This window comes from Terrabacter tumescens (assembly GCF_014646815.1).
In the GTDB taxonomy this organism is placed as follows: Bacteria; Actinomycetota; Actinomycetes; order Actinomycetales; family Dermatophilaceae; genus Terrabacter; species Terrabacter tumescens.
Genome location: NZ_BMNZ01000005.1, coordinates 99,274 through 114,284 on the forward strand (window position 1 = coordinate 99,274; position 15,011 = coordinate 114,284).

Sequence of the window (15,011 nt, forward strand, 5' to 3'; positions counted from 1 at the left end):
GTGGCCGCCCGGTGCGCGCCGGTCAGCGCGTGCCGGTCAGCGGAAGATCGACGTGGCGTACCAGGCGACGACGGCGACGAGGCCTGCTCCCGGGAAGGTGAGCACCCAGGCGCCGACGATGTTGCCGGCCACGCTCCACCGCACCGCGGAGAGACGCTTGGTCGCGCCGACGCCCATGATCGCCGAGGTGATCGTGTGCGTCGTCGAGATGGGGGCCCCGAAGGACAGGCCGGCGACGTAGAGGATCGCCGCGGCCGTCGTCTCGGCCGCGAAGCCCTGCGGCGGCGTGAGGTCGATGATGCGGCGGCCGAGCGTGCGCATGATGCGCCACCCACCGGCATACGTCCCCAGGGAGATGACGATGGCCGAGAGCACGAGCACCCAGATCGGGATGCTGTCGTCGGTGTGGTGCCCGGAGATGTTGAGCGCGAGCACGACGACACCGGCGGTCTTGGCGGCGTCCTGCAGGCCGTGGCCGAAGGCCATCGCGGCCGCCGACGCGGTCTGGGCCAACCGGAAGCCGCGCGTGACCCGGCCGGGGTTGGCGTTGCGGAAGATCCAGAAGATCGCCGTCATGACGAGGTAGCCGAGCACGAGGCCGATGATCGGGGAGGCGATCATCGGGATGATGACCTTCTCCCAGATGACGGTCCACTGCACGGCGACGCCGGCGACGAGCGCTGCGCCACCGAGGCCGCCGATGAGGGCGTGCGACGACGAGGACGGGAGCCCGAACCACCAGGTCAGCAGGTTCCAGCCGATGGCGCCGACGAGGGCTGCCGCGACGAGCCAGAGGCCGTCGACGCCCTGCGGCTGCTCGATGATGCCGGAGCCGATCGTCTTGGCCACCTTGGCGCCGAAGAAGGCGCCGAAGAGGTTGGCGACCGCCGCCATGGCGAGGGCCACCCGAGGTGTCAGCGCCCGCGTCGAGACCGAGGTCGCGATCGCGTTGGCCGCGTCGTGGAAGCCGTTGGTGTAGTTGAAGCCCATGGCCAGTGCGATGACCGCACCGACCCCGAGGACGGGGATGGTCGTGTCCATCAGTCGGTCAGGACTCCTTGACCGCGATGCCCTCGACGACGTGGGCCACCTTCTCGAACGCATCGGCGGCGTTCTCGAAGCCGTCGACGATGGCCTTGACCTTGATCACGTTGACCGGGTCGGGCGAGTTGTTGAAGAGGGCGGCCACCATCTTGCGGTGGAGCGAGTCGGCCTGGTTCTCGAGGCGGTTGATCTCGATCCAGTAGCTCTTGAGGTCCTTCATCGAGCGCAGCCGCGGCATGGCCTCGGCGGTCACCTCGGCCATGCGAGCGAGGATCTCGAACTGCTCGGCGAGACCCTCGGGGATCTCACCCATGCGGTAGAGCACGATGAGGTCGGCGGTCTCCTCGATGTAGTCCATGCAGTCGTCGAGGGACGCGGCGAGGTTGTGGATGTCCTCGCGGTCGAACGGCGTGATGAACGAGCTGTTCACCTTGTTGATGAGCTCGTGCGTCGCGTCGTCGGCGGCGTGCTCGAGGTCCTTGAGCCGGTCAGCCACCTGCTGCCGCTGCGAGGGCTCGACCTCGAGGAAGCGGGTCAGCTCCCGGGTCGCCTCGACGAGGAGTTGTGCGGAGGAGGTGAAGAGAGTGAAAAAGCTCGTGTCCTGGGGTGTGAGGCGAAAACCCACGGGGATGCTCCGGTCGATCGAGGGCTGGTCCGGGGAAGATGCTACGGCGTCGAGGTCACTCCAGCGCAACCGAGCGTCAATCCGGCGTTCACCCGGCCGGGTCGACCCCCGCGTCGTCAGCCGTGTCGTCAGCCGGAGCGGGGTCGTCGTCCGCGGTCCCCTGCACCCCGAGCAGCTCGTCGACCTCCTCGGGCGTGAAGTGACGCGGACTGGACGAGGCGGCGACGACGAGGTCGCTCACCAGTTCGATCTCGTCGGCAAGGGCGACGTCGAGCAGGTCACCGGACCGCTCCTCGGCGGGCGTCATGGGTTCAATCTAGGCGCCCGCTCCGGGCCGCGTGGGGGGAAGGCCCCAAGCAAGATGGACATCCGCTCGTGGTACAAGGTTTGTCCCGGGACGGTTGCGCCGGCCATGCGGCGGGGCCGCGTCACGCGGCCCTCGAGCCGCCGCGGATCCCACGACAGGCCGGACGGGGAGGTTGCGTCGGGTCGGGAGCGCCTCTCGGCACAGGGCCGCTCGTAGCGGCTGAATTTGGGACCCGGGGCTACCACGACCCGACGCGCGTTCAAGGATAAAGGCGCCGATACGGATCACCAAAGACGTCAGGACGCAAGGGCCGAAGCCTCCCGGCTGCCGGCCCCACGGTGCGACGCGCGGGTCGGCTCAGTCGAGGGCGTCGGCACGCCACAGCCGGGCGCACACCGTGAGGTCCTCGGCCATGACGAGGACGTTGGCGGCCTGCTCGGCGGCCTCGTCACCGAGCGAGATGTCGGCACGTCCCGCGGAGACGACGCGGCAGAAGGCAGAGGCGCGTTCGAGCGCCACGGCCAGGTCGCCCTCGAAGACGCCACGCAGCACCTCGTCGATGACACGGCTCATCTCCTGGGGCCCAGGCGGCTCGGCGGCCCCGGCGACGGCGTGGTTGGGTCCGGTGAAACGGATGCCCGCGGCATACTCCCGGCTGGCCTCCTCGGGGGCGCGACGGACCCACTCACGCAGCACGTAGAGACGCCACAGCGCCCCGGGGAGCGAGCGAGCGGGACGCTGCGACCACAGCTCGGCGAGGGTCGACAGGCCGATGTCGTCGACGAGCGCGACGAGCTTGCGGGTGACGGCAGGGTCGGCGGCGGCGCGCCCGGCGTGCACGAGAGCCAGCGCCGTCTCGTGGGCGACGTGGATCTGCTCGGTGGGGTCGTAGGCGGGACCGTGCGCCTCGAGGGCCGCCTCGCTGAAGAAGGCCGGCCGTCTGGGGGCGCGGTGGTCGCTCTCGCTCATCCCAGCAGGCTAACCCCCGGCACCGACGCCGCCCGTCTGGCACGCTGCGCTCGTGAGCTCACTGATGCCGCGCCTCGACCGCGTGACCCGCACGTTCTGGCGCACGACGGGACGACCCGTCGACCTCACCGGCGCGCACGCGTGGCTGGACGCGCCCGTGCACGACGGCTCTGTCATCGGCGACGCCTGGCTGGCGAGCGCCGCTGCACGCTGGGGCGGCCACGTGCGCGAAGACGTCGACGGGGCAGGCCTGCTCCCTGATCTCACGGTGCTCGACGGCCCCGGTTTCAGGGCCGCCGACCTGCACCCCGACGTCCGTGACTTCTACGAGCACACGTCGCGCTGGCGGATGGAGGTGTGGACGCAGTGGACCGCCGCCTTCCAGCCCGGCGGCGAGCTCGTGTCACGCTTCTTCGGCCGGCGCGTGCAGCAGCTGGCCCTGCCGATGCGGCCCCTCGACGTCGCGCACGGGATGGACAGCCGGGTCGCCGTCATCACCGACGCGGGCGGCGGTCAGCGGGCCGCCGGCTGGATCCGGTCGCTGCGGTCCACGGGCGAGTTCGTCTACAGCGGGTGCTACGCGAGCCGGGGGCTCCCCGGCGCCGACCGGGCGAGCGTGCACGTGACCTTCCCGCTCGAGGCCGGCAACGTGCAGGTCTTCCTGCGCCCCACGGTGCTGCCGGACGGTTCGCTGCAGCTCGACTCGCCACCGGGCGCCTTCGGCAGCGACGGCGCCTACGTCGTCGTCAGGGGGTCGGGCCGCGACCACGCGTCGCGCGCGCCGATCCACGAGCGCTTCCGCGTCTACGTCGACGGCGAGGGTGTGCTGCGCACGGACCACGAGCTGCGCATGTGGTCGGCGACCGCAGTTCGCTTGCACTACAAGCTGACTCGCGTCGGCTGACCGCTCGGGGACGATGGCGTATGCCGTGTGTCACCCGACGAGGACGACGTGCAGCGTGCGTGGGCCGTGGACGCCTTCGACGCGGTTCAGCTCGATGTCGCTGGTCGCCGACGGGCCGCTGATCCACGTCGTGGGCCGTGACGGGTCGAGCCGGCGCACGGCGGCCGGGACGTCGTCGACGACCTGGCCCGCTCGGACGACACAGACGTGGAGGTCGGGCACGAGCGTCAGCACCCGTCGACCCTCCCCCGGCCCGTGCGAGAGCACGATGGTGCCCGTCGACGCGATCGCGACCGTCGCCGTGGTGACCACGGCCGTGACGGCGTCGAGCTCGGTCGGGGTCAGGGCCGCGTCGGTGACCGCGCCCGGGACGGCATACGGCATCCCCTCGGGCACGACGACCGAGGCGCCGTCGGGCAGCGCCGCAGCGATGGCGGCGTCGACGCCGTCGGGCGCGCACCGCACGACGGTGGCGCGGTAGTCGGCGACGCGCTCGGCGAAGAGGTCGACGTCGGGCTCGCGCTCGGGCCGGTCGAGGGCGGGCACGTCGACGGGGCGCCGGGCGGGGGCGACGGCGGCTCGGACGGCGGCGAGGATCTCGTCGCGCGCCGTCACCGGGTGCCGCCCTCGGTGCGCTTCCACCACGCGCGGAAGGACTCCGCCGGCGGGACGGGAAGGTCACGGGCATCGGTCCACGCCGCGCCAGGGCCGGGGAGGCGACCGAGCAGCCGTCGGCCCCCCGCCCGGCGACCGCGGTGGGTGAGGGAGGAGAGGGCGTCGAACGCACGGCCCGCGAGTCCCGACGCGCGCTCGGCGGCAGCGAGCCGCGCGCCCGAGCTGAAGGTCGCCGCAGTGGCGCGCATCGCGAGCGCCTCGGGCTTGGGCACGCCCGAGCGGTGCGCGTCGACGACCTGGGCGCGCAGGTCCACGAGGACGCTCGGGATGTCGATGCGGACGGGACAGGCCTCGAAGCAGGCGCCGCAGAGGGACGAGGCGTAGGGCAGCGAGTCGGTCTGCTCGTCGTGGCCGACGCCCTTGAGGAGCGGGTTGAGGATCGCGCCGATGGGACCGGGATAGACCGAGCCGTAGGCGTGCCCGCCCGTGCGCTCGTAGACGGGACACACGTTGAGGCAGGCCGAGCAGCGGATGCACCGGAGCGCCTGGCGGCCGACCTCGTCGGCGAGCGCGCGCGTCCGACCGTTGTCGAGCAGGACGACGTGCACCTCCTGCGGCCCGTCGCCGGGCGTCACCCCGGACCACGTGGAGGTGTAGGGGTTCATCCGCTCCCCCGTCGACGACCGCGGCAGCAGGGTGAGGAAGACGTCGAGGTCGGTCCACGTCGGTACGACCTTCTCGATGCCGACCACCGACACGAGCACCTCGGGCAAGGTCAGGCACATGCGGCCGTTGCCCTCGGACTCGACGACGACCAGGGTGCCGGAGTCGGCGACGGCGAAGTTGGCGCCACTCACGCCGACCTTGGCGCGGAGGAACTTCTCGCGCAGGTGCAGTCGCGCCGCCTCGGCGAGACGGGCGGGGTCGTCGGTCAGGTCGGCGGGTGCGGGGCGTCCGACCCGAGCCATCTCGCGCTCGAAGATGGCCCGGATCTCGGCGCGGTTGCGGTGGATGGCGGGCACGAGGATGTGGCTCGGCAGGTCGTCACCGAGCTGGACGATGAGCTCGGCGAGGTCGGTCTCCCACGCCGAGATGCCTTGCGCCGCAAGGTGTTCGTTGAGCTCCACCTCCTGCGTCGCCATCGACTTGACCTTGACGACCTCGTCGACGCCGTGGGCCCGGGCGACCTGCGCCACGACCTCCGAGGCCTCCTCGGCCGTGCGGGCCCAGTGCACGACGGCACCACGCGCCGTCAGGGACTCCTCGAGCCGCACGAGGTGATCGTCGAGGTGGAGCAGGACGTCGTCCTTGATGGCTGCGGCCCGGAGCCGGAGCGCCTCCCAGTCGTCGACCTCGGCCACGACTGCCGCCCGCTTGGCGCGGATCGTCGCCGTCGCGTGCGCGAGGTTGCTGCGCAGCTGCGGGTCGGCCAGGGCCTCACGGGCGGCGGTGGGGAACGGCGGCATGCCGACGAACGTGCGGCTCATCGGTCGACCCCTCGAGCGGTCGACCCCTCGGTCGAGGCCAGCACCTCGGCGAGGTGCATGACCCGGACGCCGGCCCGTTGCCGGGTGAGCACCCCGCCGATGTGCATGAGGCACGAGCTGTCGCCGGCGACGAGCACCTCGGCGCCGGACTCGCGCACGTGACGGGCCTTGTCGGCGCCCATCGCCACGGAGGTGTCGGCGTTCTTGACCGCGAAGGTGCCGCCGAAGCCGCAGCACTCCTCCGCCTGTGGGAGGTCGAGCAGCCGGAGGCCGCGGACGGCACGAAGCAGCCGTTCCGGTCGGTCACCGACGCCGAGCATCCGCAGCGAGTGGCACGTGGGGTGGTAGGTGACCGAGTGCGGGAAGGACGCACCGACGTCCTCCACCCCGAGGACGTCGACGAGGAACTCGGACAGCTCGTGGACGCGGGGCGAGACGTCGGCCACCGCGGCAGCGAGCCCTGCGTCGCCGGATCGCCTTGCCACGATGGAGTGCTGGTGGCGGGCCGAGCCGGCGCACGAGCCGGACGGCGTGACGACGGCGTCGTAGCCCTCGAACGCGCGCACGAAGGTGCGAACGACCGGGACCGCCTCGTCGAGGTAGCCGGTGTTGACCATGGGCTGGGCGCAGCAGGTCTGGGCCGCGGGGAACTCGACGTCGACCCCCAGCCGGCGCAGGAGCGTGACGACGGCCTTGCCGGCGTCCGGGAACAGCGCGTCGTTGATGCAGGTCACCATCAACGCCACTCGCATGCGACCACCCTCGCACAGCACGCGGGCGAGCGGGCGGGAGCGACCAGGCCTTCGGCCAGGGCGCCCCTGTAAGGCCGCTCTCGACCCCGTCCATGTCTAGGGCTTGTGCAATGTTGAGACTTTGTCTAGGGTTCCTGTCGTCGGTCAAGAAGGCGCCGCCACCCTGATTTCTTCGGATGGAGCAGACATGACCGACCTTTCGCGCGGTCCCCGCAAGGACGCCCGCACCCGTGAGCTCATCACCACGTTCCGCACCTCGACCTCCGAGACCGAGAGGTCGGCGGCACTCGAGACGGTGACCCGGCTGCACATGCCGCTCGCCCGCTCCCTCGCCCACCGCTACTCCGGCAAGGGCCTCGACCGCGACGACCTCGAGCAGGTGGCTTTCCTCGCCCTGCTCAAGGCGATTCGTCGCTTCGACCTCGACCAGGCGACGGAGTTCGGCGCCTACGCGACGCCCACCATCACCGGCGAGCTGCGCCGCCACTTCCGCGACCACGGCTGGCTGGTGCGCCCTCCGCGCGGCCTGCAGGAGCGCCGCCAGCTCGTCACCGACGCCCGCACGCGTCTCGAGCAGATGCTCGGCCACGAGCCCACGCAGGCCGACCTCGCCTCGGCGCTCGACCTGACGCTGGAGCAGGTCAAGGAGGCGCAGGTCGCCTCGACGAACCTTCGACCGGCCTCGCTCGACGCGACCACGACGGAGGGCGGTCGCCCCGTGCTCGACCTCGTCGACGCGCGCGCCGACCACCAGACCGACCCCGGGCTCGACGAGGGCATCGTCGTGCGCACCGCGCTCAGCCGGCTGCCCGCCCGCGACCAGGAGATCCTCGAGCTGCGCTTCGCCCACGACATGACGCAGGCGGAGATCGCCCAGACGATGGGGCTCAGCGCGATGCAGGTCAGCCGACTGCTGCGTCGCGTGCTGGCGGAGCTGCGCGAGCACCTCGACTCCGCGGAGCTGCTCAGCGCCTGACGTCGGTCGGTCACCGACCGTTCGTGCCTGCCGGACGTCGAACGTCCGGGACCACTCCTACCGTCGGGTCATGACCACGACACAGACCACGGACCCGACCCCGTGGGAGCCGCCGCTGGCCGGCAATGACGTCGAGCAGCTCGTCGGCTCCCTCGAGCGCATGCGAGCCACCTTCCGGTGGAAGGCGGACGGCCTCGACGCCGCCGGACTCGCGGCCCGCGTCGGCGCCTCGAGCCTGACACTCGGAGGACTGCTCAAGCACCTCGCCTCGTGCGAGGACTACACCTTCACGCACAAGCTGCGCGGCGAGCCCATCGGGCCGCCGTGGGACGCGACCGGCTGGGACGGCAGCAACGACTGGGAGTTCGAGTCCGCTGCCCACGACTCGCCGGAGACGCTCTACGCCCTCTTCGACGACGCCGTGCAGCGGTCGCGACAGCGGCTGGCCGACGCCCTCGACCGCGGGGGCCTCGGCCAGGAGGTCCACGCGTCGATGCCGGACGGGCGGCACGCGAACCTGCGCCGGCTCGTCTCCGACTTCGTCGAGGAGTACGCCCGTCACAGCGGGCACGCGGACCTGCTGCGCGAGGCCATCGACGGCACGGTGGGCGAGGACCCGCCCGACGGCTGAACGCCGACGTCCGGTCACTACGCCTTCACGTGACCGGGCCGGGCCGCCGCGACGGGCGACCCGGCATACGTCATCGGTGCTGGGCTCAGTGCTGGTAGGTGCCGTGGATGACGGCGCGAGCGAGGGTCTTGAAGGCGAGGTTGAACGACACGACCGCCGGTGACGCGGCGTCGTCGACGCCGAGGCTCGGCTCGGACACCGCGTGGACGACGAAGAAGTAGCGGTGCGGCATGTCTCCAGCGGGCGGCGCGGCACCCATGAAGCCCTGCTCGCCACCGTCGTTGCGCACGTGGAAAGCCTTGCCGGGCAAGGCTGCCGAGGCAGCCCCGGTGTCGAGAGACGTGACGTCGGCAGGGAGGTCGACCAGCACCCAGTGCCAGAAGCCGCTCGGCGTCGGGGCGTCGGGGTCGAAGCACGTGACGACGTAGCTCTGCGTGCCCTCCGGCGCACCACTCCACGACAGCTGCGGAGAGGTGTTGCCGGCGTCGGCCACCTGGTCGTCCTTGAGGGGGGCTCCGTCGGTGACGTCGGCGCTCGTCACGGTGAACGACGGCACCTGCGGCAACAGGTCGTAGGGGTTGGGGGCGACCGGTCGGTCGAGGCTCATGCTGTCCTCCTGCGAGTCGTTGACGCTTGCACCATACCCACCGAGTCCGTATGCCGCGTCGACACGAGCGCGCCGACCTCGCCTCACGTCCGTGGCCCCTCCACACGTGCTTCACGCTGCTTCACCCCGGGCGGGTGAGGCAGTGACGGGGTGCCGTGCGCGGACAATCGCGCATGAGACGCACCCCTGCCCTGGCCGTCCTGGTCACCGCGCTCCTCGTGCCGGCCGGGCTGGCGGCGTGCTCCGGGGGCGGTTCCATCTCGTTGCCCACGTCTCGGCCCAGCATCAACCTGCCGACCGTCGAGTTGCCGCCGGTCACCCTCCCGACACGGCCCACCGCGACGCCCCCTCCAGAGACCGTGACGAAGACCGAGACGAGGACGGAGACGGCCACGGCCACGGCCACGGCCACGGCCACGGCGACAGCCACGCAGACGCAGACGGCCACCGAGACGCAGACCGTCACGGCGACGCCGTCGACGACCGAGGCGCCCTCCCCCACCGCCACGCCCAGCCCCACCGCGACGCCTGAGGCCGCACCCCGAGCCAGTCCGACGGCGGCGGGACGACCTGGTGGCCCTGGCTGCTGCTCGCGCTCGTCGCGCTGGGAGCGCTGGCCTGGTACCTCATCCGGCGCAGCCGCGCGCAGGCCGAGGTCCGCGCCTGGGACGAGCGTCTCGCGGCGGCCGAGCTCGAGACATCGTGGGTCGAGGACTCACTCGCCGCCCAGGTCCTGTCGGGCACGAGCACCGCTGAGGCACGGGCGATCTGGTCGGCTGCGCAACCGCGGCTCCTCGAGGCCGACGCGACGTTCCACAGCCTGACGACGACCGCCCCGGACGCAGGACGAGCGGAGCGCGCCACGGACGTTCGAGGTCTGCTGCGTGGCCTCGTCGAGGCGGTCGGCGCCGACCTCGCGGCACCGCCCGGCGCCGGACCAGACCAGTTCAGGGCCCGGCGAGCCGTCGTCGACTCCGCCCGTCGTGAGCTGCGGACCACCCTGGGTCCCGTGTCGCGCCAGGGCGATCGGGCAGCCGACGACTGATCCCCCAGGGGTGGCGACGGGGCGCCACGACCGCCGAGCTGGACGTGCGCGCCATCGCCCCTGCGGATCGTTAGTCTGGGACGACGCAGAAAGTGACAAACCAGACAGGGGCCAGGATGCGCAAGGAACGAGAGGCGCACCGCGCCAAGCCGCCTGCGTCTCCGTCCTCCGACGGGTACTCCGACGGGCCAGTCCCGCAGCCGGCGGAGCCCGTGACCGACGTGCCGGTCTTCGCCGTCCGGGAGTGGGCGTCGCGCCTCTACGAGCAGGAGCGGCTCAGGCGTGATGCCGCGTGGTGGCGTCTCGCGTGGCCGTTCGTCGTCGCGCTCGTCCTTGCCGCGGGAGCCGGATCGGTGACCCGGGTCTGGCAGGTCGGCGAGTCCGACCTCGCCCTGGGCGCCGCCGTCGTGCTGGCCGCCGCGGCCGTCGGCGTCACCGTCGGAGGTCTCATCCGGTGGCGGGCGATCCTCCGGCGCCAGGCCGTCGCCGCGGCGCGGCCCGCCACCGTCGAGAGCCTTCCTGCGGCGGCCCGGGCCGTCGTGCTCGACTCGCCGCGCCTCCGCTTCCGCCGCCCCACCGACGGCGCGAGCTTCGCGGCCGTCCGCGACGACGTGGCCGCTGCGGCGCCGATGGGCGAGTTCGCGGCCTCGGTGCTCGTGTGGGCCGTCGTGGTGCGCGACCACGTCGACGGATCGCTCGAGGACTGGGTGCGCGGACGCCGGGACTGATCACCCGGCCGATACCCACCAACGGCGGACCGGCGGACCGCCAGGAGCCGAGCCGCCCCCGCACAGGCGGCCCCTGCACCTGAGCGCGTGCAGGTCCGTCGGTCCGGTTCGGCTGCCCCCGGCCGCTGCGGCATACTGGCGTCGCGGGGTCCTCGACCCCCGCGGGCCTCTAGCTCAGTCGGTAGAGCATCGGACTTTTAATCCGCCGGTCGTCGGTTCGAGCCCGACGGGGCCCACCCGGTAACGCCCGGCGTGCGCCTGTCGTATGCCGTCCGCCTCGACAGGAAGTCACGACCGTGAACGACGCGTTCGTCTACGACGCCGTCCGCACTCCGTTCGGCCGCTTCGGCGGAGCCCTCGCGGCGTCCCGCCCCGACGATCTCGCGGCGCTCGTGGTCCGCGCGGTCGTCGACCGGTCCCCCGGGCTCGCCTCCGACGCGGGCGTGGTCGACGAGGTCGTCTTCGGCAACGCGAACGGTGCGGGTGAGGAGAACCGCAACGTCGCGCGCATGGCCACCCTGCTCGCAGGGCTGCCGACGAGCATCCCTGGCACGACCGTCAACCGGCTCTGTGGCTCGAGTCTCGACGCTGCGATCATCGCGTCGCGCCAGGTCGAGACAGGTGACGCCGACGTCGTGCTCGTCGGGGGTGTCGAGTCGATGACGCGTGCGCCCTGGGTCATGCCGAAGACCGACAAGCCGTACCCCGTGGGCAACCTCGAGCTGTCGTCGACGACGTTGGGGTGGCGCCTGGTCAACCCGAGGATGCCGGCGGAGTGGACGGTCTCGCTGGGTGAGGCGACCGAGCAGCTGCGCGAGCGGCACGGGGTGACGCGTGAGCGGCAGGACGAGTTCGCCGCCCGGTCGCACCGCCTCGCGGATGCCGCCTGGACCGAGGGCTTCTACGACGACCTCGTCGTGCCCGTCCCCGGTGTCGACCTCGCCCGGGACGAGTCGATCCGGGCCGACACGAGCGTCGAGCGCCTGGCGACGCTGCGCACCTCGTTCCGCAAGGAGAGCGGCACGGTGACGGCCGGAAACGCCTCACCGCTCAACGACGGCGCCTCCGCGGTCCTCGTCGGCAGCGGCGCCGCGCAGGAGCGCCTCGGCTTGGCGCCGCTCGCCCGCATCGCCGGCCGCGGGGCCAGCGCCCTCGACCCGCAGTACTTCGGCTACGCGCCGGTCGAGGCCGCGAACCGGGCCCTGGCCCGGGCCGGCATCACCTGGGGGGACGTCTCGGCCGTCGAGCTCAACGAGGCCTTCGCCGCCCAGTCGCTGGCCTGCACCGACGCCTGGGACATCGACCCCGAGATCGTCAACCGGCACGGTGGGGCCATCGCCATCGGCCACCCGCTCGGGGCCTCGGGAGGGCGGATCCTCGGCACCCTCGCCCGGAGCCTGCAGCGCTCGGGTGGACGCTGGGGCGTCGCCTGCATCTGCATCGGGGTCGGCCAGGGTCTTGCGGTCGTCCTCGAGAACGTCACGGCCTGACGGGAGCCGGCCACCCGGCATACGAAAGGCACAACCGCGGCCGTCGCTCAGGGCAGTGACGCGCCGCCGCACATGACCATCGTCTGACCGGTCACCATCGCGCCGGACGGCTCGAGCAGGAAGCGGGTCAGACCCGCGACCTCGGCCGGCTCGACGAGCCGCCCGAGCGGCGGCACGACGGGCGGCACCGACGCGCGGTTGGGGTCCTCGAGCATGGGGGTGCGGGTCGGCCCGGGGGCGACGACGTTGACGGTGATGCCGCGCGGCGCGAGCTCCGCGGCCCACGCTCGGGCCATCGCGGCGAGCGCGGCCTTGGTGGCGGCGTACTGGCTCTTGCCCGGCACGCCGGTCATGGTGCGGCTGCCGACGAGGACGACGCGGCCTCCGTCGGCGAGCACGTCGACGAGTCCGCCCACGAGCAGCTCGGCGCCGCGCACGTGCACGGCCCACATGCGGGCGCCGTCGTCCGGACGGAGCGCACCGACGCCGGCGGAGTACTGCAGGCCGGCGGCGTGGACGATCGCGTCCACGCCACCGGCCGCCGCCTCGCGCACCGCCTGCACGGCTTCGTCGGCTGAGATCACGTCGGCCAGGTCGCACGGCACCCACGTGGCAGCGCTCGGCAGCGCGCCACGTGTGCGGCTGAGCCCGAGGACGTGCCACCCGGCACCGACGAGGTCGTGGGCGATGGCGAGGCCGATGCCCGAGCTGGCCCCCGTGACGACCGCGCTGCGTGTCGCGCGCTCGCCAGATGGGGTGGGAGCCGGCTCGGGCCGTGCCGTGGCCATCGCCTGCATCACCGGGACGGGCCCCGCCGCAGCTGGTCGACGACGTCGGCGGTCAGGTGCACGTGCTTGATGGCGCGGCGGTGGTAGGTGTAGGCGACGTGCAGGTCGCCGTCACGGCCGGGCAGCACCGAGGGATAGGACAGCTCGCGGTTGAGCCCGTCGCGCGAGTTGTTGGACATGCAGTAGCCGTCGCCGGTCTCGAGGTCGACGAGCACCGGCCACGACCGTCCCTCGTCGGGGCTGAGGCCGAGGGTCATCGGGGCACGCGGCGCACCCCAGAAGGCCGTCCGGCGCCCTTGCGCCTCAACGGATTCCGGCGACGGTTCGGCGACGACCGGACCGTCGAGGCCGTCGATGACCCCGTCGTCGTCGATCTCGTCGTAGAGCGACACGCGCCGCTCGGTGGCGTCGAGGGCCGAGCTCCGGTTGAGGACGAGAGCGACCTCTCCCCCACCGACCGCGACGGCCTGGATCGAGGAGTTGTTGTTGGGCAGCTCGGTCGGCGTGGGCTCGGCCCAGGTCAGCCCGTCATCGGTCGACGTCGTCTCCCAGACGTGGTCGGCCCACCGGCTGCGGAAGCAGGCCCAGAGCGAGCCGTCCTGTCGCACGACGATGTTCATGTGCACGCAGCCGAGAGAGCCGGGCACGGTCACCTCGGTCCACGAGTCACCGCCGTCGTCGCTGCACCAGACGCTCGACGTGTCCTCGTTGCCGACCCACTTCTCCCCCGGGACGGTCACGCAGTTGAAGACCGGCAGCAGGATGCGCCCGCTCGCCAGCACGACCGGCGGCTGGCGCACGAAGACTCCACCCGTCTCGGTCGCCGGGAGGAGCACGGTCGGCGGCTCCCACGTCTGCCCACCGTCGCGCGACATGCGGCGACGCACCTCCGACGTGTCCTGGTTGCCGGCGAGCTGCGCCGTGTAGAGCAGCCAGACGTGCCCGTCGGGCGCCGTGAAGAGGATGGGATTCTGCTCCGACCGCGTGGGGTCGTCGCTGAGCGGCACCGGGTCCAGCCACGTGTCGCTGCCGGCGGGCAGCCGTGAGAGGTAGGCGGTGATGTCGCTGACGCCCTCCTGGGTGCCGCCGAACCACACGCACGCGAGGTCCCCACCGGGCAGCCACGCGAGGTTGGCCGCGTGGCACTGCACGGTCGGGGTGGGGAGGTATGCCGTGTGGCCGCCTCCGTCCCGAGCGCGCAGCATGCCGTCGGCGGGGAGCACCTCTGCGGCGACCTCGCTCACGACTCTCCCCGCGCCGCCCTGAGGTGGGCCGTCGCAGCCTGCTCGAGGTGGATGAGGTCGGAGCTGACCGTGGCGAGCGTGAAGCCCTGGCCGAGGCGCTTGGCTGCGACCTCCCCACTGGGAGTGTGGAACCCGGCCGCGATGCCGGCGTCCTGCGCCGCCTTGAGGACCCGCTCGACGGCGGCCTCGAAGACGACGTCGACGGCAGGGTCGGTCGAGGTCGCACCGCCCACGGCGAGCCGCAGGTCGGACGGACCGATGTAGAGCCCGTCGATGCCGGGCGTCGCCGCGATGGCCTCGACGTTCTCGAGCCCCTGGGGCGTCTCGATCATGGCGAGGACGACGGTCGCCGCGTTGGAGTCGGCGGGGTTGGGGCCGATCCGCAGCTGCGAGCGCATGGGTCCGTAGGACCGGATGCCCTCCGGGCCGTACTTCGCGTAGGACACGGCGCGGGCGGCGTCCTCGGCGGTGTTGACGAGGGGCACGATGACGCCCGCCGCGCCCGCGTCGAGCGCCTGCCCGATGAGGAAGGGGTCGTTGGCACCCACCCGCACCATGCCGACGGACTCGCCGCCGGCGTCGATGGCCTGCATGCCGACGAGGATGCCCTTGTAGTCGAGCAGCCCGTGCTGGGCGTCGAAGCAGACGTAGTCGTAGCCGAGACGGGCGAGCCGTTCGGTCGAGACCGGTGAGTCGATGATGACCCAGTAGCCGAGGATGGTCTCGCGCGCCCGCACCCGGCGGGCGTAGTCGAGCACCCGCTCGCGGCTGCGCTCCATCGCGGTCCCTCCGCCGCCTC

The 15,011-nt window shown here is 72.5% G+C and carries 17 protein-coding genes and 1 tRNA gene; 6 read left to right on the plus strand and 12 right to left on the minus strand.

Annotation, left to right across the window (positions count from 1 at the left end; genetic code table 11):
* Positions 1 to 36: 36 nt before the first annotated feature.
* The 4 genes from IEY30_RS13630 to IEY30_RS13645 all read right to left on the minus strand — a co-directional run bounded on the left by IEY30_RS13630 (position 37) and on the right by IEY30_RS13645 (position 2,945).
* Complete coding sequence (locus tag IEY30_RS13630; RefSeq protein WP_030199599.1) at positions 37 to 1,041, minus strand: inorganic phosphate transporter; 1,005 nt, start codon at positions 1,039 to 1,041, stop codon at positions 37 to 39.
* A 7-nt stretch (positions 1,042 to 1,048) separates the two neighbouring features.
* Positions 1,049 to 1,669, minus strand: a complete 621-nt coding sequence (locus IEY30_RS13635) for a DUF47 domain-containing protein (RefSeq protein WP_030199596.1) — start codon at positions 1,667 to 1,669, stop codon at positions 1,049 to 1,051.
* 88 nt (positions 1,670 to 1,757) lie between these two features.
* A complete protein-coding gene (locus IEY30_RS13640) occupies positions 1,758 to 1,976 on the minus strand; it encodes a hypothetical protein (protein ID WP_043416871.1) in 219 nt (72 codons plus the stop codon).
* Between the two features lie 357 nt (positions 1,977 to 2,333).
* Entirely contained in the window at positions 2,334 to 2,945 is a 612-nt protein-coding gene (locus tag IEY30_RS13645) for a hypothetical protein (protein ID WP_030199592.1), read from the minus strand.
* A gap of 52 nt (positions 2,946 to 2,997) precedes the next feature.
* On the opposite strand from IEY30_RS13645, the gene IEY30_RS13650 reads away from it, so the two are divergent.
* The gene (locus tag IEY30_RS13650; RefSeq protein ID WP_229675002.1) at positions 2,998 to 3,849 is read left to right on the plus strand and encodes a hypothetical protein; all 852 of its coding nucleotides are present in this window, start codon (positions 2,998 to 3,000) and stop codon (positions 3,847 to 3,849) included.
* Between the two features lie 30 nt (positions 3,850 to 3,879).
* Here the strand turns inward: IEY30_RS13650 and IEY30_RS13655 are convergent, their stop codons facing one another.
* Genes IEY30_RS13655 through IEY30_RS13665 form a run of 3 tightly spaced genes read right to left on the minus strand, consistent with a single transcriptional unit; the run spans position 3,880 to position 6,703 of the window.
* Positions 3,880 to 4,464: a LutC/YkgG family protein gene (locus IEY30_RS13655; RefSeq protein WP_030199586.1), complete on the minus strand. Its 585-nt coding sequence runs from the start codon at positions 4,462 to 4,464 to the stop codon at positions 3,880 to 3,882.
* Positions 4,461 to 5,951 carry a lactate utilization protein B gene (locus IEY30_RS13660; protein ID WP_030199583.1) on the minus strand — a complete coding sequence of 497 codons (1,491 nt, stop codon included), beginning with the start codon at positions 5,949 to 5,951 and terminating at the stop codon, positions 4,461 to 4,463. Before IEY30_RS13660 ends, IEY30_RS13655 begins: the two co-directional genes overlap by 4 nt.
* The gene (locus tag IEY30_RS13665) at positions 5,948 to 6,703 is read right to left on the minus strand and encodes a (Fe-S)-binding protein (RefSeq protein WP_030199579.1); all 756 of its coding nucleotides are present in this window, start codon (positions 6,701 to 6,703) and stop codon (positions 5,948 to 5,950) included. Before IEY30_RS13665 ends, IEY30_RS13660 begins: the two co-directional genes overlap by 4 nt.
* A gap of 187 nt (positions 6,704 to 6,890) precedes the next feature.
* On the opposite strand from IEY30_RS13665, the gene IEY30_RS13670 reads away from it, so the two are divergent.
* Positions 6,891 to 7,679 (plus strand): sigma-70 family RNA polymerase sigma factor, encoded by a 789-nt coding sequence (locus tag IEY30_RS13670; protein ID WP_030199575.1) that lies wholly within the window; start codon positions 6,891 to 6,893, stop codon positions 7,677 to 7,679.
* 70 nt (positions 7,680 to 7,749) lie between these two features.
* Positions 7,750 to 8,310: a mycothiol transferase gene (locus IEY30_RS13675; RefSeq protein ID WP_030199566.1), complete on the plus strand. Its 561-nt coding sequence runs from the start codon at positions 7,750 to 7,752 to the stop codon at positions 8,308 to 8,310.
* Between the two features lie 85 nt (positions 8,311 to 8,395).
* Here IEY30_RS13675 and IEY30_RS13680 read toward each other — a convergent pair whose 3' ends face one another.
* Together IEY30_RS13680 and IEY30_RS13685 are read right to left on the minus strand one after the other, a co-directional pair.
* Entirely contained in the window at positions 8,396 to 8,917 is a 522-nt protein-coding gene (locus IEY30_RS13680) for a YbhB/YbcL family Raf kinase inhibitor-like protein (protein ID WP_030199564.1), read from the minus strand.
* A gap of 121 nt (positions 8,918 to 9,038) precedes the next feature.
* Entirely contained in the window at positions 9,039 to 9,437 is a 399-nt protein-coding gene (locus tag IEY30_RS13685) for a hypothetical protein (protein ID WP_030199562.1), read from the minus strand.
* 737 nt (positions 9,438 to 10,174) lie between these two features.
* Here IEY30_RS13685 and IEY30_RS13690 point away from each other — a divergent pair.
* The 3 genes from IEY30_RS13690 (at position 10,175) to IEY30_RS13700 (ending at position 12,180) form a co-directional block, all read left to right on the plus strand.
* Positions 10,175 to 10,690 (plus strand): hypothetical protein, encoded by a 516-nt coding sequence (locus IEY30_RS13690; RefSeq protein ID WP_156035353.1) that lies wholly within the window; start codon positions 10,175 to 10,177, stop codon positions 10,688 to 10,690.
* Between the two features lie 163 nt (positions 10,691 to 10,853).
* Positions 10,854 to 10,926, plus strand: a tRNA-Lys gene (locus IEY30_RS13695).
* Positions 10,927 to 10,986: 60 nt separating this feature from the next.
* Positions 10,987 to 12,180 (plus strand): thiolase family protein, encoded by a 1,194-nt coding sequence (locus tag IEY30_RS13700; protein ID WP_030199559.1) that lies wholly within the window; start codon positions 10,987 to 10,989, stop codon positions 12,178 to 12,180.
* 47 nt (positions 12,181 to 12,227) lie between these two features.
* On the opposite strand, the gene IEY30_RS13705 is transcribed toward IEY30_RS13700, so the two are convergent.
* From IEY30_RS13705 to IEY30_RS13715, 3 genes are read right to left on the minus strand one after another with little or no spacing between them, the layout of a single operon-like run.
* Positions 12,228 to 12,968, minus strand: coding sequence for an SDR family NAD(P)-dependent oxidoreductase (locus IEY30_RS13705; protein WP_030199556.1), 741 nt, complete (start codon positions 12,966 to 12,968; stop codon positions 12,228 to 12,230).
* 8 nt (positions 12,969 to 12,976) lie between these two features.
* Entirely contained in the window at positions 12,977 to 14,212 is a 1,236-nt protein-coding gene (locus IEY30_RS13710) for a sialidase family protein (RefSeq protein WP_030199554.1), read from the minus strand.
* Positions 14,209 to 14,991 (minus strand): HpcH/HpaI aldolase family protein, encoded by a 783-nt coding sequence (locus tag IEY30_RS13715; RefSeq protein ID WP_030199550.1) that lies wholly within the window; start codon positions 14,989 to 14,991, stop codon positions 14,209 to 14,211. The genes IEY30_RS13710 and IEY30_RS13715 overlap by 4 nt, the downstream gene beginning before the upstream one ends.
* Positions 14,992 to 15,011 lie beyond the last annotated feature (20 nt).

Excerpts from the sequence above, each read along its gene's own strand:
- IEY30_RS13705 (WP_030199556.1), bottom strand. The coding sequence starts at position 12,968 with ATGGCCACGGCACGGCCCGAGCCGGCTCCCACCCCATCTGGCGAGCGC.
- IEY30_RS13630 (WP_030199599.1), bottom strand. The coding sequence starts at position 1,041 with ATGGACACGACCATCCCCGTCCTCGGGGTCGGTGCGGTCATCGCACTG.
- IEY30_RS13670 (WP_030199575.1), top strand. The coding sequence starts at position 6,891 with ATGACCGACCTTTCGCGCGGTCCCCGCAAGGACGCCCGCACCCGTGAG.
- IEY30_RS13660 (WP_030199583.1), bottom strand. The coding sequence starts at position 5,951 with ATGAGCCGCACGTTCGTCGGCATGCCGCCGTTCCCCACCGCCGCCCGT.
- IEY30_RS13645 (WP_030199592.1), bottom strand. The coding sequence starts at position 2,945 with ATGAGCGAGAGCGACCACCGCGCCCCCAGACGGCCGGCCTTCTTCAGC.
- IEY30_RS13680 (WP_030199564.1), bottom strand. The coding sequence starts at position 8,917 with ATGAGCCTCGACCGACCGGTCGCCCCCAACCCCTACGACCTGTTGCCG.
- IEY30_RS13640 (WP_043416871.1), bottom strand. The coding sequence starts at position 1,976 with ATGACGCCCGCCGAGGAGCGGTCCGGTGACCTGCTCGACGTCGCCCTT.
- IEY30_RS13675 (WP_030199566.1), top strand. The coding sequence starts at position 7,750 with ATGACCACGACACAGACCACGGACCCGACCCCGTGGGAGCCGCCGCTG.
- IEY30_RS13715 (WP_030199550.1), bottom strand. The coding sequence starts at position 14,991 with ATGGAGCGCAGCCGCGAGCGGGTGCTCGACTACGCCCGCCGGGTGCGG.
- IEY30_RS13665 (WP_030199579.1), bottom strand. The coding sequence starts at position 6,703 with ATGCGAGTGGCGTTGATGGTGACCTGCATCAACGACGCGCTGTTCCCG.